Source organism: Rhodococcus sp. FH8 (assembly GCF_019266085.1).
GTDB classification, from domain to species: domain Bacteria; phylum Actinomycetota; class Actinomycetes; order Mycobacteriales; family Mycobacteriaceae; genus Rhodococcus_F; species Rhodococcus_F qingshengii.
Genome location: NZ_LPNQ01000080.1, coordinates 484,975 through 507,626, shown reverse-complemented (window position 1 = coordinate 507,626; position 22,652 = coordinate 484,975). Strand labels below are relative to the sequence as shown.

Here is a 22,652-nt window from a genome sequence, read left to right as displayed (position 1 = left end):
CGGAAGTTTGTGTTCATTACGTTCAGGAGGCGCTCGATGGTCGAACGAAAGACCGGCCGACGTATGAGCGTCGCCAGGCAGATCCTGCTCCTGCAATTGGCGTTGTTGGCGCTGGTCATCGGTGCGGGAGCCGCGCTCGCAGTTGTCGACGAACGCCGAGACAGCGACGACGCGATCCGCAGGCAGGTGAGCTCGATAGCGCAGACTCTCGCCCTGTCGGATTCGACGGCGGCAGCCCTGACGAGTCCGGACCCGACCGCGATTCTGCAACCACAGACCGAGAAGATCCGACAGGCCACCGGCGTCGATTTCATCGTGGTGATGGCGCCTGATCGCACTCGGTTCACCCACACGAGCCCGGAGCTGATCGGTCAACTCTTCACCGGGAACATCGACCGCGCACTTGCCGGCGCGACCTTCACGGAGACGTACGCCGGGTCGCTGGGGCCGTCGATCCGCGCAGTCACTCCTGTCTACGATTCCGGCGGAACCCTGGTCGGTCTGGTTTCTGCCGGTGTCACCCGCGAGCAGATCAGCAAGCAGTTCGCCCAAAGTGTTCCGGTCATCCTGTTCGTTGCCGGCGGGGGTCTTCTTGCCGCCCTCCTGAGTTCACTTCTGGTGAGTCGGCGTATCAGGCGACAGACCTTGGGGATGGCGCCGGATGAACTGCGCACCATGTACGAACACCACGACGCCGTCCTGCACAGCATCGGTGAGGGTCTGGTGGTGATCGGGCGAGGCCGAAGCAGAGATGCGCGAGTGGATATCGTCAACGACGAAGCGCGTCGCCTCCTCGATCTACCGGACGGGCCCGTGCCACTTTCGTCCATCCCCGAGACCATGCGAGTCGACGACGCCTCTCCCGCGAAGGATCAAGTGCACCTCACCGACAAGCGTGTGCTGGTGGTCAACCAACACCCGGTTGAGTGGGAGGGCAACAGAATTGGCACCGTGCTGACAATTCGCGATCACACCGAATTGCAGAACGTACTCGGGGAATTGGATTCGGTACGCAGTTTTGCCGAGTCGCTTCGATCGCAAGCCCACGAGAGTGCAAATCGTCTGCACACGATCATCACGATGGTCGAGTTGGGCCGGAACGACGACGCAGTGGCCTTCGCCACCAATGAATTGCGAGTGTCCCAACAGTTGATAGATCGTCTGATGAATGCGGTCCACGAGCCGGCGCTCGCCGCACTGCTGCTCGGGAAAATGAGTGAAGCGACCGAACGCGGGGTCGACCTGACCATCACCGAAGACACCGCGCTCGGTCCGGTTCCTTCGCTCAATGCACGCGAGTTGGTCACGCTGGTCGGCAATCTCGTGGACAATGCTATTGACGCATCGCGCGCGAGCGAGTCTCCGTGGGTGGAAGTGACGGTAATGGAAGAGGATTCGATGATGGTTGTTGCCGTCGCCGACAGCGGCCCGGGAATGACACCCGAAGCACTCGAAAAGGCCAAGGGCCGTGGCTACTCCACAAAATCCGGCTCTCGCGGACTCGGGCTCGCACTCGTCTCTCAAGTGGTGAAACGGCACGGCGGCACGCTCACCAGCGAACCGGCGATGGGCTCCATGCTGGTTGTCCGAATCCCGCTGCGCGAGGCGGAAGCACCGCGATGATCCGTGTACTGATAGTCGACGACGAACCGTTGATCGCCCAGGCGCACCGTTCGTACGTCGAGCGAGTGCCGGAATTCGTGGTCCACGGCGTGGTTCATTCCGGGAACGCCGCCGTGCGTGCAGTTACGGCGGCCAACGCCACCGACCAGCCCATCGACCTGGTCCTGCTCGACATCGGGTTGCCCGACGCCAGCGGTCTCGACGTGGCTTCCGCCCTGGGCGGTTTGCGGCCCAGTCCGGACATCATCGCGGTTACCTCGGCGCGCGATCTGGAGGTGGTCCGAAGCGCCGTGGCTCGCGGGATCGTCCTCTATCTTCTCAAGCCGTTCACTTTCGCAGCATTCCGCGACAAGCTCGAGCGCTACCTCGAATATCGTGCAGCGCTTCCCGCTGGAGAGTCTGCGGTCAGTCAACACGACATCGACCGCGCGATGTCCGCGCTACGAACGTCCGACGATCGAGCAGCGGCACCGAAAGGCTTTGCGTCTCAAACACTCGGACTCGTCGCAGCGTCAGTCCGGGATTCGGAAGGTCCTGTGACCGCCGCCGAGGTGGCAGCATCGGTCGGCGTGTCCCGGGTGACAGCCTGGCGCTACCTCGAAAAACTGGCAGACGACGGCATGCTCACCCGGGAGACCGAGTACGGGCGCGCTGGGCGCCCTCAAGTTCGTTACCGCAGAACCTGATTGACACAGAACCTGACAGTCACCGAACCTGATTGACACAGAAGCTAGTTTGCGCCAACCGTGTCGAGAACCCAGGCGAACTCGAACGCGACCTCTTTCCACTTCTCGTACCGACCGCTGACACCGCCGTGTCCGGCGCTCATCTCGGTCTTGAGAAGTAGCGGAGCATCACCGGTCTTGGTGGCGCGCAGTTTTGCGACCCACTTGGCCGGCTCCACGTACAGAACACGGGTGTCGTTGATGCTCGTGATCGCAAGAATGGCGGGATAGTCCTTGGCTTCCACGTTCTCGTACGGGCTGTACGAGCGCATGTAGTCGTAGACGTCCTTGTTGTGCAGCGGATCTCCCCATTCGTCCCACTCGATGACCGTCAACGGCAGTGACGGATCGAGAATCGACGTCAACGGGTCGACAAACGGAACGTTGGCGAGAATGCCGGCAAACAGTTCCGGAGCGAGGTTGGCGACAGCGCCCATCAGCAGTCCACCCGCACTACCGCCGTCGGCAACCATCCGGTCGGCCGACGTTACACCGGTGTCGATCAAATGCTTTGCGCAAGAGACAAAATCGGTGAAGGTGTTCTTCTTGGTGAGCGTCTTGCCGTTTTCGTACCAGTGACGACCCATCTCGCCGCCGCCGCGCACGTGTGCGACGACGAAGACGACACCGCGATCGAGCAACGACAAGCGGGCAACCGAGAACGACGGGTCGATGCTCGCCTCGTAGGAACCGTAGCCGTACAACAGCAGCGGCGCGGGACCTTCCGGCGCACCTACGCGCCTCACGATCGAGAGCGGAATGCGGGTTCCGTCGTCGGCCACTGCCCAGTCGCGACGCTGCTCGTAGTTACTCGCATCGAAGTCACCGAGAACGGGCTGCGACTTACGCAGTGCCAGTTCACCACTGGCGACGTAGTAGTCGTACACCTGCCCGGGAGTGATGAATGAGGTGAATCCGAGCCGGATGGTGGGCTGCGCCCATTCCGGGTTGGACCCCATGCCGATGCTGAAGAGTTCTTCGTCGAAGTCGATTTCGTGACGTTCGCCGTAGCCGTCATCCGTCAACGGCCACACGGCAACCCGAGTGAGCGCCTCGCGGCGGTAGCTCAGGACGAGGTGTCCGGCAAAGGCTTCGGCTTCTTCCAGACGAACGTCTGCGCTGTGCTCGATCAGCGTCGTCATGTTCGTCGGATCCGACACGGGAGCTTCCACCAACACGAAGTTCTCTGCCTTGATGCCGTCGACGACGTCGTTGTGGAGGATCAGGAAGCGGTCCTCTCCCCCGATCACGGCGTGCTCGGCCCCGTACTCGACGCCCTCGCGACGCGGGATGATGACGCGGAAGTCGCCTTCCGGGTTCGCCGATTCCAGCATCCAGCCTTCGCTGGTCACCTTGGAACCGACCCAGATCATCAGGTACTTCTCGCTGCGGGTGGACCCCACCGAAACCCAGTACCGTTCGTCGGGCTCGTGGAACACCGAAACATCTTGACTCTGCGGCGTTCCCAGCTTGTGACGCCACACCGTGTCCGGACGCCAGGAGTCGTCGACCGTCATGTAGAAGACGTGACTGTGGTCGATCGCCCAGGTGGCGCCAGGCGCGGTATCGGGAATCTCGTCGGCGAGCATCTCACCGGTCTCGAGGTTCTTGAACCGCAAGGTGTACCGCTCGTCGCCGACGATGTCCACCGAGTACGCGAGCAACGTGCCGTCCTCGCTGATGGAGAACGCGCCGAGCGAAAAGAACTCGTGCCCTTCGGCTTCGACGTTGCCGTCCATGAGGATCTGCTCGTCGGCCAGCTCGACGCCGGGCGTCAGGTCGGGCGGAGTCCAGTCGTCTTCACCGGCGATGGGGCACCGGCACTGGACGGTGTACGACTTGCCTTCCACGCTGCGCGAGTAGTACCACCACTTACCCATGCGAGTGGGCACCGACATGTCGGTTTCCTGCGTCCGCGACTTGATCTCCTGGAAGATCTTCTCGCGCAACGGCTCGAGCGCGGCCGTCTGCTCGTCGGTGTACGCGTTTTCGGCTTCGAGGTATGCGACTACCTCGGCGTTGTCCTTGTCCCGCAGCCACTCGTAGTCATCGACGAACGTGTGTCCGTGATGGGTACGTTCGGTGGGGACCTTCTTTGCGACCGGCGGGATCAGGCTCATGCGCTGGGACCGACCCAATCGTCGAAGGACAGACCGGAAATGCGCTCGTACGCCTCGATGTAGCGTGCACGGGTCGCGTCGACGATCTCCTGCGGCAACGGCGGCGGTGTCGTGTCCGAGCTACGGTCCCAGCCGGATTCAGGGCTCGTGAGCCAGTCGCGCACGAACTGCTTGTCGAAACTGGGCTGCACCTTGCCCGCTTCGTAGCCTTCGAGAGGCCAGTAGCGCGACGAGTCGGGGGTGAGCACCTCGTCGGCGAGCACGAGGTTTCCAGCGGAGTCGAGACCGAATTCGAGCTTGGTGTCGGCAAGGATGATTCCGCGATCGGCTGCGAAGTTGGAGGCGCGGGCATAGACGTCGAGAGTGTCCTCGCGAAGCTGCACTGCCAGCTTCTGGCCGACCTTCTCCACTACCTGATCGAAGCTGATGTTCTCGTCGTGATCCCCGAGAGCCGCCTTGGACGCCGGGGTGAAGATCGGGTCGGGCAGACGCGACGCCTCGACGAGGCCCTCGGGCAACGCGACGCCGCACACTGCGCCGGTGTTGTTGTAGTCGACCAAGCCGGAGCCGGTGAGGAAGCCACGAACGACGCATTCGACGGGAACCATGTCGAGGGAGCGCACGACGAGAGCGCGGCCGAGTACCTCTTCCGGGATACGATCGTCGTCGGGCTCGCCGGCCAGGTGGTTGGTGCCACCGAGGACGTTGAAGAAGAACACGCTCATCGCGGTGAGCACGCGACCCTTGTCCGGGATCGGCGTGCTGAGCACGTGGTCGTAGGCCGAGATCCGATCACTCGCGACAAGCAGCAGATGCTCGTCGTCGATCGTGTAAAGGTCACGGACCTTGCCACCGGCCAGATGAGTGTAGGAATCAAGTGTAGGACGCACCCGGTCACCCTATCGGGCGTTCGCAGTTCGTACAGAACCCCGGTAGCCGGGACAGGTAAGCGTCCTCGCCGATCGGAGAGCTGTCCGCCCTGCTCATCCGGATATGCAGGTGGCCCCTCGCCATCAGGCGAGAGGCCACCGTCACAGTCGATGAACTACTGGTTTGCGGGCAGCTTCGACAGGCCCTCGTCGATCGAATCCAGCGTCAGAAGGGCCGTCTGATAGGTCGCGGCCAACGAATGCTGAACCTGGACGACGTTGCCGGCCTTCACTGCGGGCAATTCCTTCCACAGCTCGGAATTGACCAGCTCCTGCAACTGGGGCGACATCGAGCCGTCGGCATTGAGGCCGTAGACGATCACGTCGACATTTCCGAGATTTTCACCGATCTTCTCGATGGATACCTGTTCGACGTGGATGTCGGCAGGGTCTGCGGGGGTGCCGGGGAACTGCAGTCCGAGTCCGTCGAAGAGATTGGTCGTGTACGAGGACGCGTACTCGCGTGAGAAGGTGCCGGCTTCCGGCTTGCAGACGTTGCACACGCCGCCGAAGGTCAGCGAGCCGAGCTTGTCCTTGTACTTCGCGGCCAGTTCGGCGGTTTTGGCGTCGTAGTCGTCCTTGAACTCGCCGTAGTTGTCGGAGACATTCGCGGCATCGGCGAACTGCTCGCCCAGCACTCGCCAATCAGCAGGAACCGTCGGTCCCAGGAAGACGACGGGAGCGGCCGCCTCGAGCTGCGCCATGTCCAGCTGGCTTTCGACTCGAGCGGGAACGCCCATGATGATCAGATCGGGCTCGGCAGCGACGATTCCCTCGTAGTTGAGCTGGGAGACGTTGCCGTCGGGTGCGACCTTCGGCAGAGCTTCGTAAGCGGCCTTGGTCTTGTCGTCCATGTTGCCGAGTTCACGGGTCCACTCACATACTGCTGCCAGGTTCGCTCCCGCCTGAATCAGCGGCAGAACTGCGTATCCGCAGGCCACGATCCGTTGCGGGTCGCTCGGGATCTCGATGGATCCGTTCTGTGCCTCGAAGACACGGGTCTGCGAGCTCGCGGCTGACGTCGACGATTCGGACGACGCCTCCTCGGAGTTGCTGCAGCCGGCGACGCCGACCGCCAGCGCAGCTGCTGCGCCGATCACCACTGCGCGGCGAAACCGCGACAGACCTTGAACCCGCATGTTGAACTCCATCTGAACGCACCGGACTGCTCCGGAATTGATTTGGTGAGGCTAACCAATATCAGGGCAGTGGACCTTTACACAAACACAGCTCCCGAGGAATGAACTGCGCCTCCCGAGCCGCCCACGCTCACAGCAGCACGCCTCCCACTGAGAGGGAGCAAAGCAAGATTCCTCTCGAATCGGACACGCGAACTCGCTACCTTGCCTTCGCGATACCTCATCGACTCGCCACTCTCTCCGCTCGACGAAGGGCTCACACATGTCCCGATCCACCCGTACCTGCTCACTACGGTCTGCCGCGGCCATTGCGTTGACCAGTAGCTTTCTCATCACCGGTTTCGGCGCCTCGATCGCGCAGGCAGAACCTGGCCCCTCGGCTCCGCTGTTCGGCTCGCTGGATTTCGGATCCAGCAACTTCGGCAGTTCCGAGCAGACCCCAGATGCGCCGCGGCTGACCGGGATCGACAATTTCCGCGACGTCGCAGGCACCGGTGCCGGATACTCGGGAACTTTCGGCCGGCCCGTGAACAAGGGAGTCTTCTACCGCGCGAACGCGATCACGCCCAAGGGCGATGACATGAGCAATCTCGAAAAGCTGAGACTGACAAAGGTTTACGATCTGCGCACGGAACCCGAGATCGCCAGTAAGCCCGATGTCTTGCCCGACGGGGTTGCGTACGAGAACATTCCGATCCTGTCCGGGAACATCGCCGAGATGGTCGCGAAGATCAAGTCCCCCGAGGACTCACGATCGATGATGCAGGACATGAACCGCGCCTTCGTCACCGGAGCGACGGAGCGAGCCGGGTTCGCGCAGTTGCTCACGGGTCTCGCGGAAACCGAAGGTGCACAGGTCTTCCACTGCACCGCAGGCAAAGACCGCACCGGCTGGACGTCGTTTCTGCTGCTGAGTATCGCCGGTGTCGACCGCGCGGTGATCATGAACGACTACTTGCTGACCAACGAGTACACAGCCGAAGGCATGAAGGCCACGCGCGCGGGCATCGCGGCGAGCCTGGGCGAACAGATGGCCGTCAACATGGAGCCCCTGTTGGGTGTCGAGGCAAGCTATCTCGATGCCGGTCTCGCCCAGTTGGACCAGACCTACGGGTCGGTCGATCGATACCTGACCGAGGGCTTGGGTCTGAGCCCGGCGACTGTCATGACGCTCAAAGCCAAACTGCTGGGCTGAGTGGCACGGATGCCCCGGGTTCGACGAGGGATCGGACCCGGGGCACGTGTACTTCTCTGCCCGTGCCGCGGCGGATGCGCCGCAGCGTCCCGTGCGTCAGCGCGATACGGCGATCACATTGTTTCGGTACGCCCAGATGACGATCTGCACACGGGTACGCACCTGCAGCTTCTTGCAGATGTTGCTGATGTGCGACTTCACCGTGCTCTGTTCGAGGCTGAGGGAATCTGCGATGTCGTTGTTTCCCAAGCCTTGTGACAGCAACTGCACCACATCCATTTCACGCGCACTGAGACCGTGATCCGATCCGGAGCGCGCCGTGGACATCGGTGCCGGCTTACGCCTCGCGAACTCCACGATCAGTCTCGACGTCAATCTCGGCGAGAGCACCGAACCGCCTTCGGCCACGGTCAACACTGCCGACGAGAGCTCTTCGGGATCGGCATCTTTGAGCAGGAACCCTGCGGCACCGCTGTCGAGCGCCTCGAAAACGTACTCGTCGAGATCGAACGTGGTGATCACGATGACGCGGGTCCCGGGAAACTCGGCAAGGACCTCCCGGGTCGCAGTCAACCCGTCGCCGTGCGGCATTCGGATATCCATCAGCACGACGTCCGGACGCAGTGCACGCACCTGCTCGTACGCCTCGACTCCCGTCTTGGCATGCCCGACGACGCGAATCTCGGGGTGACCGGAGAGAAACAGCTCGAACCCCTGCCGTACCACCTGCTGGTCGTCTGCAATAAGGACATCGATCATGCGTTGATCCTCCCGTTCACCGGCACCAGTGCCTGCACAGCCCACTCACCTTCCGAATTCGGTCCGGCGTCCAGTTGACCACCCATGAGCGTCGCGCGTTCGCGCATTCCCACAATTCCGAGGTTTTGCCCGTCGGAGGCCGGGCGAGCATTCCCGAGAGTATTGACCACCCGTACCCTCACCGCACCGGCTTCTCGACTCAGACACACCTTGGACTCGCTACCCGGCGCATGGCGAAGGACGTTCGACAACGCCTCCTGCACGATGCGGTAACACGTCAACTGGACTCCGCTGTCCAGGTCGTCGAAGCGGCCGACCTTCTCCAGCGAGATCGACGAGATGGTGCGCCTGCAGTCGTCCACCAACTCGTCGATGTCGGAGACCATGGGCGTCGGGAAATCGGGGTCTTCCTCACCCAGGCGAAGTATCCCCACAATCTGCCGCAAGCTGTTGAGGGCCCGCTGTCCCTGCTCGATGACGCCACCCAGAAGGGCTTGCGCTTGTTCGGGATTGCTCGAGAAGAACTTGTCGGCGGCACGAGCCTGGATGATCATGCCCGTCATGTGGTGGGCAGCGACGTCGTGCAGTTCACGTGCCATGTCCTGCCGTTCGGCGACAACGGCATTCGCGATCTTGCGTTCGCGGTCCCGGTGCAGATCCGCTACTGCCTGACTGTTCTCCACTGCTTGTTTTCGCAGGCGCGCGACGATCTTTCCCATGGCTGCGACGACCAGGAAACTCGTGACGGTGTTTGCCGCCGGTTCGAGGAACAAGTGAGGCAACTCCCCCACCTGAACCTCGGCGACCGTCAGCCCGTCCCGTTCGGTGAGATACATCGCCAAGATCACGTCCATCGCCATTCCGAGGACCAGCAGTCCGACCAGGCGCATGCCTGTCACTCGGATGGACACTGCCATGATCGCGAACCAGAAAAGCGGCGTGGCCCCCAGCGATCGACTGCCGAGGAAGAGCATCAATCCGCCGGATCCTGCCAACGTCAGGAGGTAGTACGCGATCGGGTACCGCCGGCGCGCACACGCCACAACGGTCAACACCGTCAGGAAACCCATGATGCCGACGACGGTTCCCGGATCGCTCAGCACTCGATTGCTCGTCTCGGGTTCAGTCTTGAGACTGGCGAGACCGAACACCCACGGCACACTCAGCAGGCCGACGATCACGGCCGCCGTGGCCGGGTTGTTCAGGTTGAAACGTCCCCACCCTCGCGATGCCAGGGCTTGCCCCGGGGCATTCTGACCAGCCGAGTCGAACATCCACTCCCCATTCCGCATCCGATGATTGACGTTCATGGTGGCATGCGCGCACCACTTGGTCCCACATTCGGCGAACGTGAAGGGAATGTTCGATTCCCGACTCCTACCAAAGCACTAGTTGAAGGTGAAAGGCCTAGTACTTATGGCTCAGCTGAACTGCTCGACCAACCGGTTCACCATGTTGGTTGCGCTGTAGTAGTCGAGACGGAAAGTGTCCAGACCCACGGCATAGACGTGGTGATCACGAATTGCCGGATGCTGGGCCAACAGTGGAAGTGCCTCGACCGCTTTCACCGCACCGTCGTCGGCACTGACCAAGATCAGGGTGTTGCCCGCGATACCGTCGTAGAGGTTCTCCGCCGAGACCTGAATGATGTCCTTGCGCTTACCCATGGATTCACTGCTCTTCGCGGACTCGGGAATGTCGGCGACCGTGAAACCCATCGCCGTGAGCAACTTCGCCTGCCCCGACTCGTGCGTCCAGATGTTGGCACCGCTGCCGTCCTCGTAGTAGACCAGCGCAGTGGTCGGCTGCGGGGGAAGTGTGATCTTGGCCTTCGCGGCCTCTACTGCGCTGTCGAACTTCGCGACCGTGGCCGCCGCGTTGTCTTCGAGACCTGTCGCCTTACCCAGCACAGCGGCGACTTCCTGCCAACTACTTCCGCCGTAGTCCACCACGATTGTCGGCGCGATGGCCGTGAACTGTTCGTACAGATCGACGACGGAGTCACCTCCAGTTGCCGAGACGACGATCAGGTCCGGGTTCTGCGCCAGAACGGATTCCGCGTTCGCACCGCCCATCGGCAACACTGCAAGTCCGCGTTCTTCTGCTATGTCGCCCCACTGTGTGAACAACCCCTGCGCATCCGAGACGTCGGTGTTCGGTCCCGTCGATGCGGTAGCCACCACCGGAGCGTCGATCGACAACAGCGTGCCCGTCAGCGTCACACTGGTCGAGACGATCCTCTCCGGCTTCGACGTGATCTCCACCGGCCCCTTCGGCGTTTCCACGGTACGCGGCCAATTACCCTGCGATGCAGCTGAGTCAGCATCGGAATCGGCATCCGCAGAACTACAACCGACGAGGGCGAACCCTGCTACCAAGACTGCGGAGAGCACCTTCAGGGTGCGTGATTTTTTCATTGTGACGCCCACTGGCGGACCACTCCTCGAATTCAAAAGCCCATCAAATTAGGTTAGGCTGTGCTCATGCTAACTCAGGCGGTGACCGAATTGTCCGCTACCCTCGCAGCCTCGCCCGACATCGAGACGTCCTGGAATCGGATAGTGCAACAAGGAACGCCGATCATCGAAAGCGTTGATACACAGACTGTTCGAGTTACGTTCCTCTGGCGTCAGCCCGAGGAGACCGAGGTCGAGCGCGTTTACCTGGATGCAAATTCGCTGACCGACCATCACGCAGAACAACTCAGCGTGATGCAGCGACTCGGCGACAGTCCGGTGTGGTTCTACACCGCCGAAGTCTCGAACACCTGGCGTAGCAGTTACAGCATCATCCCGGTACCGAAGTCCGTAGTCGACGAGTTCGACTATCCGGGAGCAGGCAAGGAAGACTCGACCCGCCGCACCCGCTGGTTGGGGTTGCTCGAGCACCGAATTGCCGACCCACTCAATCCGCTTTCCGCAGGTGCGGACACAAGGCGTTCCGTCGCCGAGATGCCCTCGGCGCCGGTCCAGTTCGGTTGGGATGCTCCAGTTTTCAGGAAGTCGATACAGCTCACCTGGGCCAGTTCGACGTTGGACGTCGAGCGGCCGGTGTGGATCTACGAGACCGTGGACGACGGATTGACACCGCTCGAAGAACGGCCGCTCGTGATACTTCTCGACGGGCGTCACTGGGCCGAGGTCATGCCGGCAGGCGCCGCGTTCGATCGTGCGGTCCAGACCGGCAAACTGAAATCCTGCGTTCTGCTTGCCATCGATTCCGTTGACAATCAACGCCGTTCGCAGGAATTGCCGTGCAACCGCGGCTACTGGAGTGCAGTCGTCGACGAACTGCTTCCGCAGGTGCGCGCCGTCACACCCTTCTCGTCTGATCGAACGCGAACGGTGGTCTCGGGGCAGAGCTTCGGCGGCCTGGCTTCGATGTTCGCAGCACTCGAATTCCCCGAACACTTCGCGCTGGTCGCCAGCGGGTCCGGTTCGTTCTGGTGGCCAACCGGCTTGAAGCGCGGGGAAGACGGCCCGCCGGGTGGAGACATAGCCGCACGCATCGAGCGCGATGGCGTGCCGGACGGTTTACGCGTTGTCCTCGAAGTAGGTAAGCACGAGTCCGACATGGTCGGGCACAGCGCAGCGGTCGCACAGGCACTGGAGGCCGCAGGAGCGCAAGTGTCGTGTCGGATCTTCGACGGAGGCCACGACTGGTTGTGCTGGCGCAGTGTCCTTCTGGACTCCGTTGTCGAACTGATCGGCAGTCCGTGAGACAGACCACGCTCTAGGCCGGCTCGATGTCACCAAGCTTCCAAGTCCGATCGAAATACGGTTCGAGCGGTCCGTAGAAGCGGAAGTACGAGAACCAGTGCTGACCCGCAATGGTCTGAACCCAATTGGGTTCCTTCCCTACCGGAGCTGTAGGTCCGTAGTAGAGATCCACCGAACCGTCCTCGTTGACAACAAGATCGGGATCTCGCGAGCCACGGTCGCCTCGGCCCTGCTCGTTGTCGACAAGGCAGCGTGTGTCGACCGAGTAGACCGTCGCGGACCAGAACAACTTTGCCGGGACATCGGCGGGTACGTGGAGTGTGTAACTCTTTCCTCCGTCCAACCAGTGCCCCTCGGCGTCGGCGTAGCTACCCAGATACGCCTGCCCGAGTCCGGGCGTCGTACTCTTCATCGCCTCGGAGAAGCTGACCGCCTCGTAGAACCACGACGCGCGTTCATAGAACTCGTCGTAGTTGTCCCCTCGCTGAGCTGAGTTGTCCAGGACAATCGCCAAGTCCCACTGGCGATCCGGCCAGTAGCGCGAACCGGGGAAGCGTTTGACGAACGCATTCGCCTGGGCGAACACCTCCCCCACTTCGACGGCCCGTTGCAAGATCTTTCTCGCTCGATCATCCGGGGCGAATGGCTTGCCCTTCTCAATCCCCAGCTGCCGAAGCCACGCCATCGGGAAGCGGTCGCGCTCTTCGACAGGTTCGTCCTGCACGATGTCGTGCAGGAGTTCCCAGTATCGAAGGTCTCGCGGCTGAATTCCGCTCCAGGGCTTGCCGTCCGGTGAGACCAGACGCGTCGGAGTCGGATTCTCACGATCGGAGTACGGGTACACCCGGACGGCGTCGACCAACGCGCCCGAGCGCGCCGGGTCGGGATCGAGCGTGCGGAAGCCGAACATGATGTGCATCATCGGGGAGTGGACAACGGTGTAATCACCTGTGTCCTCGGCACTCTGGCCTGGGCCGACTACCAGGGTCTTGCCACCCTTGCCTGCATCGGGGCCCATCTCACCGAGCACCGCGAATTCTCGTTGCCAGAAATCTGCGATGCCCCCGGCGGTCGGCCCTGGCGGCAATTCGATCACCAACGGCCCCGTTGCACCGAGATCGAAAAAGTTCAAGATGTACGGAGTCGTCGCGTTGGCGGTGATCAGGCCTAGTCGGTCACGATATGAGCGGTAGACGACGATATCGGAGGCAGTTGCTCCGAAGATGTTGGTATGCACGTCCATCCACTGAGCCCAGGACACGATGGGTATGGCCCACAAGTACGCCTGCACTGCTGTCTGGAAGTCGAGCTCGTCGAAGACCGTTGCGATGGTTTCGCGAGCGGGAAGCTCTCCGTCCCTCGGGACAAGTCCGGAGGAATACGTCAGTTCGATGTCGGCCATACCCAGATAGTGCTGGGAGAAACCTCGGCGCGAATCACCCACACCGGGTGAACCTCTAGTTCAGTGCGCCTCGAATGACGGCAGCCGTGCTGTCGAGGATTGTCCGATTGGGCGTGCGAGGTAGGGCGCGCAGGCCGAAGCCGTCGCCGCGATTTCGCGGAATGACATGCAGATGAACATGGAAGACTTCCTGCCCCGCAACAGCTCCGTCGGAGAGGTGCAGATTCACTCCGTCGACGGGAAGAGATCCGGTACGCATCGCCGCGGCGATCTTCTGCGCGACGGCGAAGATCCTGGCACCGTCGTCGGGATCGAGCGTGGACAATCCACTGGCATGGCGCTTCGGCACGACCAGGAGATGGCCGGATGTGAACGGCCGAATATCCATGAAGGCAAGAACGTTCGCATCGTCGTAGACGACACTGGCCTCGGCCTCACCGGCGATGATGGAACAGAAGATGCAGTCCATGGTCTCGGGCCCCTGTGCGCCTTTTCGGTAGTGGTGACCACCGAAAAGGCGCACGGGGGCGTATCCCTTACAGAATCGGCGACGGCGCGTACGCCGCAGCTTCGGGGTTGGCGTCGACAAGTTTCTGCACCTCGGCGACAACGGCATCGACCTGAGCCGAAGCGGCACCGACAAAAGCAGCCTTGTCGGCCAGGGCCTCGTCGAGTGCAACGCGGTCGAGCGGCAAACGGTCGTCGGCGGCAAGGCGATCGAGCAGGTCGGGCTCCTTGCCCTCTTCACGCATCGCCAGCGCAACTGCGACGGCGTTCTCCTTGATCGCCTCGTGTGCGGTCTCGCGTCCGACGCCGGCGCGGACGGCGGCCATGAGCACGCGCGTCGTGGCGAGGAACGGCAGATACCTGGTCAGTTCCTTCTCGATGACGGCCGGGTACGCGCCCATCTCGATCAGCACGGTCAGGAAGGTCTCGAACATGCCGTCGATCGCGAAGAACGCGTCCGGGAGCGCGACGCGGCGCACGACGGAGCAGAAGACGTCGCCCTCGTTCCACTGTGCACCCGCAAGCTCGGCTGCCATGGAGCCGTATCCGCGCAGGATCACCTGAAGTCCGTTGACTCGCTCGCACGAGCGGGTGTTCATCTTGTGCGGCATCGCCGAGCTGCCGACCTGGCCGGGCTGGAAGCCTTCGGTGACCAACTCGTGGCCGGCCATCAGGCGGATCGTGTGTGCAAACGACGACGGGCCCGCGCCGACCTGAACGAGCGCGGAGATGACGTCGTGGTCGAGGGAACGCGGGTACACCTGGCCGACGCTGGTCAACACGTGAGCGAATCCGAGGTGCTCCGCAACCTTCGCTTCGAGCTGCTCGAGCTTGGCCGCATCGCCGTCGAGGAGGTCGAGCATGTCCTGAGCGGTCCCCATCGGGCCCTTGATCCCGCGCAGCGGGTACCGGTCGATCAGCTGGCGCAGACGCGTCAGTGCAACCAGCAGCTCGTCGGCGGCCGAAGCGAAACGCTTGCCCAAGGTGGTGGCCTGAGCTGCGACGTTGTGCGAGCGGCCGGCCATAACGATGGACGAGTACTCGGCAGCGCGCTCACCCAGACGGGCGGCGACGGCGATGCCGTGGTTGTAGACGTGTTCGAGAGAACGCACGATCTGCAGCTGCTCGACGTTCTCGGTGAGGTCGCGGCTGGTCATGCCCTTGTGGACCTGCTCGTGCCCGGCAAGTGCGTTGAATTCCTCGATGCGTGCCTTCACGTCGTGGCGGGTGACCCGCTCGCGGTCCGCGATGGACTCGAGGTCGACGTTGTCGATGACACGCTCGTAGTCGTCGATGGCGTCGGCCGGAATGTCGATGCCCAGCTCTGCCTGCGCACGCAACACCGCCACCCACAATTGACGCTCGAGCACGATCTTGTACTCGGGAGACCACAGAGCAACGAGCTCCGGGCTGGCGTAGCGGTTGGCAAGGACATTCGGGATGCGGCTCACGAGGCCTCAGTCTAACGGGGGCCAAGCAGTGCCGTTACCCCCGATAGAGACCGAGCTAGACCGGCGGCGCCATCACGTCGATCGATTCCAAGAGCATTCCCCTGGCCAACCCCCGTGGGTCCGGGTCGTACTCCCCCAGAGCCGTGATCATCGCACCGTCGACCATCGCGACAAGACGGCGCAATTGCCCCTCGGGAGCCGACCGGCCCGAGCGTCGAAGCGCATCGGTCAACAGGTCGTCGAGCTGGGCTCGTAGGCGCAACTGCACGTCACGAAGTGCGGGATGACGGGCACACGCGACGAATCGTTCGTAGCGCGAGATCAAACGCTCGCGGCTCTCCGGCCGCTTCTCTTCGTCTCCGAGCAGCAGCTCGACCAACAGTTCGACGGTTGATTCCGCGCCCCGCCGACGTTGGGTCACCGCAGCCACTCTGGCGCGCATCGCTTCCATGTCGGCGTTGCCGTTGAGCTCGACGGCACACGCGATCAGATCGTCGAGTGAGTCGAAGTAATAGGTCGTCGAAGCCAGTGGAAGGTCAGCTCTGGTTGCCACCGCTCGGTGACGAACGGCGTCGAACCCGCCCTCCAGCAAAAGTTCAGCAGCGGACGCCACCAGAGCTTGGCGACGTCGTTCGCCCTTGGGCGTAGCTGCAGAAGACACCACGACATCGTGCCAGCAGAGGGCACCTCCGCATGGCGAAACAGCTCGAAGACCCTGCTGTTTGTTACCCGAGCCACTTCTCGAGGCGGGCCAGTGCCTCCTGGATGTCGGCTGTCGCACCTGCGAACGAGAGTCTGACCATCCGGTTTCCGTGGACGGTGTCGAAATCGATTCCAGGTGCCAGCGCGACCCCGGTATCTGTCAGCAACCGGGCACACCACGCGGTGGCGCCCTCGTCGCCACACAGATGGCCGATGTCCGCGTAGACGTAGAACGCACCGTCGGCGGGAGCCAACTCGGTGATGCCCAGTTTCGGCAACCCGGTCAACAACAGTTCACGATTGACGGCGTACCGCTGAACGTGCCCGTCCAACTCGACCTTCGCCTCGTCCGAGAACGCCTCGACGGCGGCGTACTGAGAGATCGCGGGCGGACACACGGTCATGTTCGACGCGAGTCTCTGCAGCGGGCGCCGAAGATAGGTCGGCACCAACATCCACCCGAGTCGCCAACCCGTCATCGAGAAGTACTTGGACACCGAGCCGATCACGACGGATTCGCGTGAGGTCTCCCAGGCGCTCGACGTGTGCTGATCGCCGTATCCGATGCCGTGGTAGATCTCGTCCGAGATCAGAAGAGTTCCGTGCTGCTCGCACCACGTCGCCAATGCAGCGAGCTCCTCGGGCGAGATCACCGTGCCCGTGGGATTTGCCGGGCTCGCGACGATCAGACCGGCAGGCGGCGACGGCAAAGCCTCGAGCATTTCCACTGTCGGCTGGTATCGAGTTGCCGGCCCGCAGTCGAGTTCGACGACGTTGCAGCCGAGAGCGGCAAGGGTATTGCGGTACGCGGGATATCCGGGTCGAGCAACCACCACGGTGTCGCCCTCGTCGAACGCGGCCAGGAAGAGCAAGGTGAACGCCCCGGACGAACCGGTCGTCACCACCACGTCTTCGGCGTCGACGGCGATTCCCGATCGCTCGCTGTGGTAGCGCGCAATAGCCTCGCGTAGCTGCAGGATCCCGAAAGTCTCGGTATACCCGAGTAGTTCGGTGCCCAGAATCTCTCGCGTCGCACGTAGCACCGGTGCCGGCGCGGGCGTCGACGGTTGACCTGCCGCCAAGGTCAGGACGTCACCATGTGTCCGCTGACGTTCGGTCGCGGCCTTCCATACATCCATGACATGGAAGGTCTGGATATCTGATCGACGAGATTCTGAGCGCACACTCCGACGGTAGTCGAACCGTGGTGCGACAAGAAACGACGACCACCCATTGTGACGATCCGACAGATTCAGGCGCTCAGCATGAGTCGATTCAACGAGACCTGGGCCACGTCCCTCGCGCAACATTGATCAACGACTTCCTTCGATCAAAAGGTGCATCAGATGAAAGCTCGCTCAGTGCCCACTGCGGCTCTGGTCACGATCGGCGTTCTCACGGTTGCCTCGTGCGGAAGCACCTCTGATCCTGGCGGCAATTCTTCCGGCGACTACGCGAAGGACGGCAGTTTCACCACGATCGTGAACACCGATCCCGGCAACCTTCATCCCCTGATCACCAATCTGACTGCCACGCAGGCGATCAACAGCTATACGAATGACTCGTTGTTGGCCATCGACCCCAAAACCCGCGCAGCGGGCACGTATCTGGCCGAAAAATGGAGCGAGAACGGAACTTCGCTGAACTTCACCCTCAAAAAGGGGATCACGTGTGAAGACGGCACGACCTTCACTGCCCAGACAGCGGCAAACAACATCAACTGGGTCGTCGACACGACCAACGGCTCGCCGTGGTTGGGAGCATCCGTACCCGAAACTGCGGTAGCAACCGCTGATGGTGACGAGCTCACGATCAAGACAACGGAACCCGCGCCCTTCCTCCTCGAGCGCATCGGCGCTCTCAAGATGGCGTGCCAGGCAGCCCTCGACGACCCTGCCAGTGTTCGAGGCAGCAGCAACGGAACCGGACTGTTCAAGATCACCGAAGTAGTGGCCAACGATCACGTCACGCTCGAACGCCGCGACGGATACAACTGGGGGCCGAACGGCGAAACCACGTCGGACACGCTCGGAGTGCCCAAGACGGTCACGATCAAGGTCGTGACCGACGCCGCGACGACGGCGAATCTCGTCCTCACCGGAACGGTCAACGCGGCCCCGGTTGCCGGCGCGGATATCGAACGTGTGGAAGCTTCAGGCCTCGAGTCGATGACGTCCAACACCCTGAGCGGACAGTTCATCTTCAACCACAATGCGGCTCTCCCCACCAAGGACGAGGCCGTACGCACCGCACTCGTGCAGGCGATCGATCTCGACGATTACACGGACATCAACACCGGTGGCAAAGGCTCACGAGCTACGGCACTGGCAGTAGTCGATCCGCGGGCGTGTGACTTCGACAGCGTTACCGGTGTAGTTCCGAAGTTCGACATGGCCGCTGCGAAAAAGACTCTTGCGGACGCCGGTTGGAAGCCCGGATCCGACGGTGTCCTGACCAAGGACGGTCAAGCGCTGCAATTGACGGTCATCTTTGCCAACTACCGCGACACCACCTCTGCAGCAGCAGAATACGCGATGAAGCAGTGGCAGGAGCTCGGTGCGAAGGTAGAGCTTCGTGGTGGTGACAACAACTTCATCATTTCCAACACATTCGCAGCGAAAGACCTGACGTCATGGTCGATCTCGATCGGACTGACCGTCCAGAGCGATACCCCCAGCATCTTCGTTCCGTACTTCGCCGGCCCCACCCCACCGTCGGGTGTCAACTTCGCATCGATCGACAATCAAAAGTACGCCGAACTGGCGGCGAAGGCCTCGGTTCTGCCCGGGCAGGAATCCTGCTCGGTGTGGAAGGAAGCGGAACAAGCACTGTTCACCTCGTCCGACGTCATTCCGGTGTCCACGTCGCCGAACTTCATGTTCTTCAACGGCGCAACGGCCCTGTATGCACCAGTTGGCGGCACCCTGGCCGGCCCTGGCATTCGCGTTCTGAAATAAGCCGGAAGACAAAGCTTTACGTCTGCATCTATTTCTCCGATTCGAAGGATCTACATGACTGACCGTCCATTTGTTCTCGACGACCTCCACCGTGTGGTCACACCCACTGAGACCTCAATCTCTCCCGACGGCACCGTGGTCGTCTTCGTTCGCTCGGAAATTGTTGCCGGAAAGGCAACTACATCGCTCTGGGCGGTGTCCCGCGATTCCCAGGCTCGCCGCCTCACCGCAGGGCCCGCCGATTCTGCCCCTCGGTTCTCTCCGGACGGAACCTCGATTGCCTTCCTGCGTAAGGTCGGCGACTCCGCGCAGCTGCACCTGATCCCGCTCGCCGGTGGCGAGGCCGAAACTCTCACCACATCAGCATCACTCCCCCTCGGCGCCGGTGCAGCAGCCTGGAGCCCGGACGGAAATGCCATCGCGTTCGCCGCTGTGGTCTCACGCTCGGACTCCGCCGATCCGAATGCTCCCATCGTCACCGACCGACTCGGATACAAGGTGGACGGTGCCGGTTGGCTCGGCACCTTCCGTCGCCACCTTCACACCGTCGATCTGGAGACGAAGGCAGTTCGACGGCTCACCGACGGTGATTGGAATGCCGACGTTCCGTCCTGGTCGCCCGACGGCACGGCCCTTGCCTTCACCGCGAATCTCGAACCGGACAGCGATCTGAACCTCACGTTCAGCGCTTACCGCATCCTCGTCGACGATCTGTCGGTTCCCCCGCAGCGACTCGGTCATGCCACCGGAGTGCAGGGCTCCACACTGTGGCATCCGCAGGGAGATTCGGTCGTCGCCATCGGCACTCCCGAGGTCCGTGTCGGAACTGCAGACCTGATCCGGCTGTCCGTCCCCGGCCCAACCGAGACACCGGTCGACGTCACCCTCACAGCTCATCTCGATCGCAACGTGATGCCCGGTGCACCCGGTTACCCCGGCGGCACACCGGCACTGTCGAATACTCGCGACGAAATCGTGTTCTGCCTACGCGATCGTGGATGGACGCATCTGTACGCGGCCGACATCGAAACCGGCACCTCTCGATCCCTCGTCGCCAATCCCAACGAGGTCGTCTCGGCGCTCTCCGTTGCCCGTGACGCCCGCGTCGCCTCCGTCATCGTCACCACGCAGCAGTCCTTCGGCGAGATCGCACTCGTCGATCTCGACAGCGGCGCGGTCACCACGCTGACGAAATTCACCGCAGAAGCACTCCCCGAGGTGACACTGTTTGCCGCCGAGGAACGCGAGTTCACCATCTCCGACGGCCGCACCGTGCATGGTTGGTTACTGTCCGCTCCCGAAACCAGTGGTGCCGCACCCCTTCTGCTCGACATTCACGGCGGACCGCACAACGCGTGGACCGGCGTTGCAGATACCTATCACCCCGCCCACCAGGTTCTCGCCGCCCAGGGTTGGCGCATCCTGACCCTCAACCCACGTGGGTCGGACGGGTACGGCGCAGACTTCATGTACGCCGTCAACGGCGCCTGGGGTACCTCCGACCAAGCCGACTTCCTCGAGCCGATCGACGCGCTTGTCGCCGAGGGACTTGTCGACGGGGACCGTCTGGCGATCACCGGGTACAGCTACGGCGGATACAGTACGTGTCACCTGACGTCCGCGACGGATCGTTTTGCCGCTGCGGTTGCCGGCGGGCTGATCTGCGATTTCAACGCCATGGCCGGAGTCTGCGATTTCGGTCCGCACCTCGCGTCACTCGCCACCGGCACGACTGTTCCCGAGAACTCCGCGGGGCTCCTGGCAGCCTCACCGCTCGCCGCCGTGAAGAACGTGGTGACCCCGACGCTGATCCTGCACGGAAAGTCGGACGAGCGGTGCCCGCTGGGTCAAGCCGAGGCCTGGTTCGCCGCACTGCGCCAGCAGCACGTACCCACCCGTCTGGTGGCGTATCCCGGTGCAAGCCACGGGTTCCTCGTCAACGGCTCGATCTCGCACCGAATCGACTACAGCACACGACTCATCGAATGGGTCAAGCGATACACCTCCGCGAAGCTGCCCAAGACCGGCCTGGCCAACGCGTCTGCCGGAGCCGACGCGTGGAAGCGTTCGCTGGACGTACTGTGTGAGCGTTACGGCGTCACCGGTGCTCAATTCGGTATTCTCACACTCGATTCCAACGGCAAGGAAATCACCCGTACGACGGTGGCTTCCGGCGTGATCAATGCAGACACCGGGGTCGAGGTATCCACCGACTCCCTGTTCCAGATCGGATCCATCACCAAGGTATGGACCGCGATGCTGGTCATGCAGCTTGTCGACGAAGGCTTGCTCGACCTGGACGCGACCGTCCGGTCGATCCTGCCCGATTTCGCACTGCAGGACGAGGAAACAGCTGCCCGCATCACGGTTCGCGCACTTCTGAACCATCGCAACGGAATCGACGGTGACCTGTTCATCGACAAGGGTCGCGGCGACGACGTCGTCGAACGCTACGTCGAGGGCCTGCGTGACTTCCGTCAGGTTCATCCACTCGAGGACGGCTTCGCGTACTCGAACTCCGCGTACGTCCTTGCAGCTCGTATCGTCGAGGTTCTTCGCGGCGGCATCTGGGACGACATCCTCAAGGAGCGGATCATCGATCCGCTCGGCCTCGCGCACACACTCACGTTGACCGGAGATACACCGAGATACTCTGTGGCAGCGGGTCATACGGGGAACTCCGTCGTGATGCCCGTCTGGCCGATCACCCGCTCGATGGGGCCCGCCGGCTGCATCACTGCCAGCATCGGAGATCTACTCACGTTCGCGGAACTCGGTCTTCTCGAAGGACAGAGCGTCGACGGCGTACGGATCGTGTCGGAAAAATCGGCCGCCGCGATGCGCACACCGGAAATCGACATCAGTGAACTGTTCCCGGACAAGTCGGGTTGGGGCTTGGGCTGGTTCCACGAAACCTGGTCGAGCGAAGAGATTTTCGGGCACGACGGCAGCACCATCGGGCAACACGCATATCTGCGTATCTTCCCCCGCCACAATGTCGCGATCGCACTGCTGACCAGCGGCGGCAAGGCCGACGGCCTCTACCGTGATCTCTTCACCGAAGCCGCGGCCGCGTTGGTCGGACTCGAACCTCCGCAAGCCCTCGCCCCGAACCCCGCGAGTGTGGAGTCGATTCCGGATTCGGTTCTGGGAAAGTACAGCTCGGGCGGGATAGCAATCGAGTTCCGTCGTGGAGAGTCCGCTGACGAGGCCGTGATCACCGTCATCGGCGACGTAATCCCGAATCCCGAGGAAGACGAAACAGCTCCGAAGAAGCCTGCAACGGTAGCCACTCTCGTACCGTCGCAGATCCCGGGGACCTGGACCACCCGTCAACCCGGGGCCGCCGGTTGGACGACGGTACGGCCGCACCGAGACGGAGTGTACGTCGGATTCCGCTTCCTACCACGGGTTAACGCGTGAC

17 protein-coding genes are annotated in these 22,652 nt (G+C 62.4%); 6 read left to right on the top strand and 11 right to left on the bottom strand.

Features of this window, described 5'->3' with window-relative positions:
• Positions 1 to 36 precede the first annotated feature (36 nt).
• Both ATN38_RS29000 and ATN38_RS28995 read left to right on the top strand, forming a co-directional pair.
• A complete protein-coding gene (locus ATN38_RS29000; protein ID WP_218749173.1) occupies positions 37 to 1,623 on the top strand; it encodes a sensor histidine kinase in 1,587 nt (528 codons plus the stop codon).
• Positions 1,620 to 2,309 (top strand): response regulator, encoded by a 690-nt coding sequence (locus ATN38_RS28995; protein WP_003945570.1) that lies wholly within the window; start codon positions 1,620 to 1,622, stop codon positions 2,307 to 2,309. The genes ATN38_RS29000 and ATN38_RS28995 overlap by 4 nt, the downstream gene beginning before the upstream one ends.
• Positions 2,310 to 2,353: 44 nt before the next feature.
• Here the strand turns inward: ATN38_RS28995 and ATN38_RS28990 are convergent, their stop codons facing one another.
• The 3 genes from ATN38_RS28990 to ATN38_RS28980 form a co-directional block, all read right to left on the bottom strand.
• Entirely contained in the window at positions 2,354 to 4,468 is a 2,115-nt protein-coding gene (locus ATN38_RS28990; RefSeq protein ID WP_065351976.1) for a S9 family peptidase, read from the bottom strand.
• The gene (locus ATN38_RS28985; protein WP_003945463.1) at positions 4,465 to 5,358 is read right to left on the bottom strand and encodes a phosphoribosylaminoimidazolesuccinocarboxamide synthase; all 894 of its coding nucleotides are present in this window, start codon (positions 5,356 to 5,358) and stop codon (positions 4,465 to 4,467) included. Before ATN38_RS28985 ends, ATN38_RS28990 begins: the two co-directional genes overlap by 4 nt.
• 155 nt (positions 5,359 to 5,513) lie before the next feature.
• Positions 5,514 to 6,548 carry an ABC transporter substrate-binding protein gene (locus ATN38_RS28980; RefSeq protein WP_081305444.1) on the bottom strand — a complete coding sequence of 345 codons (1,035 nt, stop codon included), beginning with the start codon at positions 6,546 to 6,548 and terminating at the stop codon, positions 5,514 to 5,516.
• Positions 6,549 to 6,798: 250 nt separating this feature from the next.
• Between ATN38_RS28980 and ATN38_RS28975 the strand changes: the two genes are divergently transcribed.
• The gene (locus ATN38_RS28975; RefSeq protein WP_065456104.1) at positions 6,799 to 7,731 is read left to right on the top strand and encodes a tyrosine-protein phosphatase; all 933 of its coding nucleotides are present in this window, start codon (positions 6,799 to 6,801) and stop codon (positions 7,729 to 7,731) included.
• A 96-nt stretch (positions 7,732 to 7,827) separates the two neighbouring features.
• Here ATN38_RS28975 and ATN38_RS28970 read toward each other — a convergent pair whose 3' ends face one another.
• From ATN38_RS28970 to fepB, 3 genes are all read right to left on the bottom strand, one after another.
• Positions 7,828 to 8,490 carry a response regulator transcription factor gene (locus ATN38_RS28970; protein WP_003945911.1) on the bottom strand — a complete coding sequence of 221 codons (663 nt, stop codon included), beginning with the start codon at positions 8,488 to 8,490 and terminating at the stop codon, positions 7,828 to 7,830.
• Complete coding sequence (locus ATN38_RS28965; protein WP_256932198.1) at positions 8,487 to 9,800, bottom strand: sensor histidine kinase; 1,314 nt, start codon at positions 9,798 to 9,800, stop codon at positions 8,487 to 8,489. Before ATN38_RS28965 ends, ATN38_RS28970 begins: the two co-directional genes overlap by 4 nt.
• A 111-nt stretch (positions 9,801 to 9,911) precedes the next feature.
• Positions 9,912 to 10,907, bottom strand: coding sequence for a Fe2+-enterobactin ABC transporter substrate-binding protein (gene fepB, locus ATN38_RS28960; protein ID WP_037132295.1), 996 nt, complete (start codon positions 10,905 to 10,907; stop codon positions 9,912 to 9,914).
• A 66-nt stretch (positions 10,908 to 10,973) separates the two neighbouring features.
• Here fepB and fes point away from each other — a divergent pair, with 66 nt between their 5' ends.
• Positions 10,974 to 12,209, top strand: a complete 1,236-nt coding sequence (gene fes, locus ATN38_RS28955; RefSeq protein WP_218749171.1) for an enterochelin esterase — start codon at positions 10,974 to 10,976, stop codon at positions 12,207 to 12,209.
• A gap of 13 nt (positions 12,210 to 12,222) precedes the next feature.
• Here fes and ATN38_RS28950 read toward each other — a convergent pair whose 3' ends face one another.
• The 5 genes from ATN38_RS28950 to ATN38_RS28930 all read right to left on the bottom strand — a co-directional run bounded on the left by ATN38_RS28950 (position 12,223) and on the right by ATN38_RS28930 (position 17,455).
• Complete coding sequence (locus ATN38_RS28950) at positions 12,223 to 13,653, bottom strand: DUF1254 domain-containing protein (RefSeq protein WP_003945617.1); 1,431 nt, start codon at positions 13,651 to 13,653, stop codon at positions 12,223 to 12,225.
• A gap of 13 nt (positions 13,654 to 13,666) precedes the next feature.
• Complete coding sequence (locus ATN38_RS28945; RefSeq protein WP_042920316.1) at positions 13,667 to 14,080, bottom strand: HIT family protein; 414 nt, start codon at positions 14,078 to 14,080, stop codon at positions 13,667 to 13,669.
• Between the two features lie 67 nt (positions 14,081 to 14,147).
• A complete protein-coding gene (gene purB / locus ATN38_RS28940) occupies positions 14,148 to 15,569 on the bottom strand; it encodes an adenylosuccinate lyase (RefSeq protein ID WP_003945775.1) in 1,422 nt (473 codons plus the stop codon).
• A gap of 55 nt (positions 15,570 to 15,624) precedes the next feature.
• A complete protein-coding gene (locus ATN38_RS28935; protein ID WP_003945736.1) occupies positions 15,625 to 16,230 on the bottom strand; it encodes a TetR/AcrR family transcriptional regulator in 606 nt (201 codons plus the stop codon).
• Between the two features lie 64 nt (positions 16,231 to 16,294).
• Positions 16,295 to 17,455 (bottom strand): pyridoxal phosphate-dependent aminotransferase, encoded by a 1,161-nt coding sequence (locus ATN38_RS28930; protein WP_037132442.1) that lies wholly within the window; start codon positions 17,453 to 17,455, stop codon positions 16,295 to 16,297.
• A 162-nt stretch (positions 17,456 to 17,617) separates the two neighbouring features.
• On the opposite strand from ATN38_RS28930, the gene ATN38_RS28925 reads away from it, so the two are divergent.
• Positions 17,618 to 19,228, top strand: coding sequence for an ABC transporter substrate-binding protein (locus ATN38_RS28925; protein ID WP_039973390.1), 1,611 nt, complete (start codon positions 17,618 to 17,620; stop codon positions 19,226 to 19,228).
• Between the two features lie 54 nt (positions 19,229 to 19,282).
• Positions 19,283 to 22,651, top strand: a complete 3,369-nt coding sequence (locus ATN38_RS28920) for a serine hydrolase (protein WP_218749169.1) — start codon at positions 19,283 to 19,285, stop codon at positions 22,649 to 22,651.
• Position 22,652: the final 1 nt, after the last annotated feature.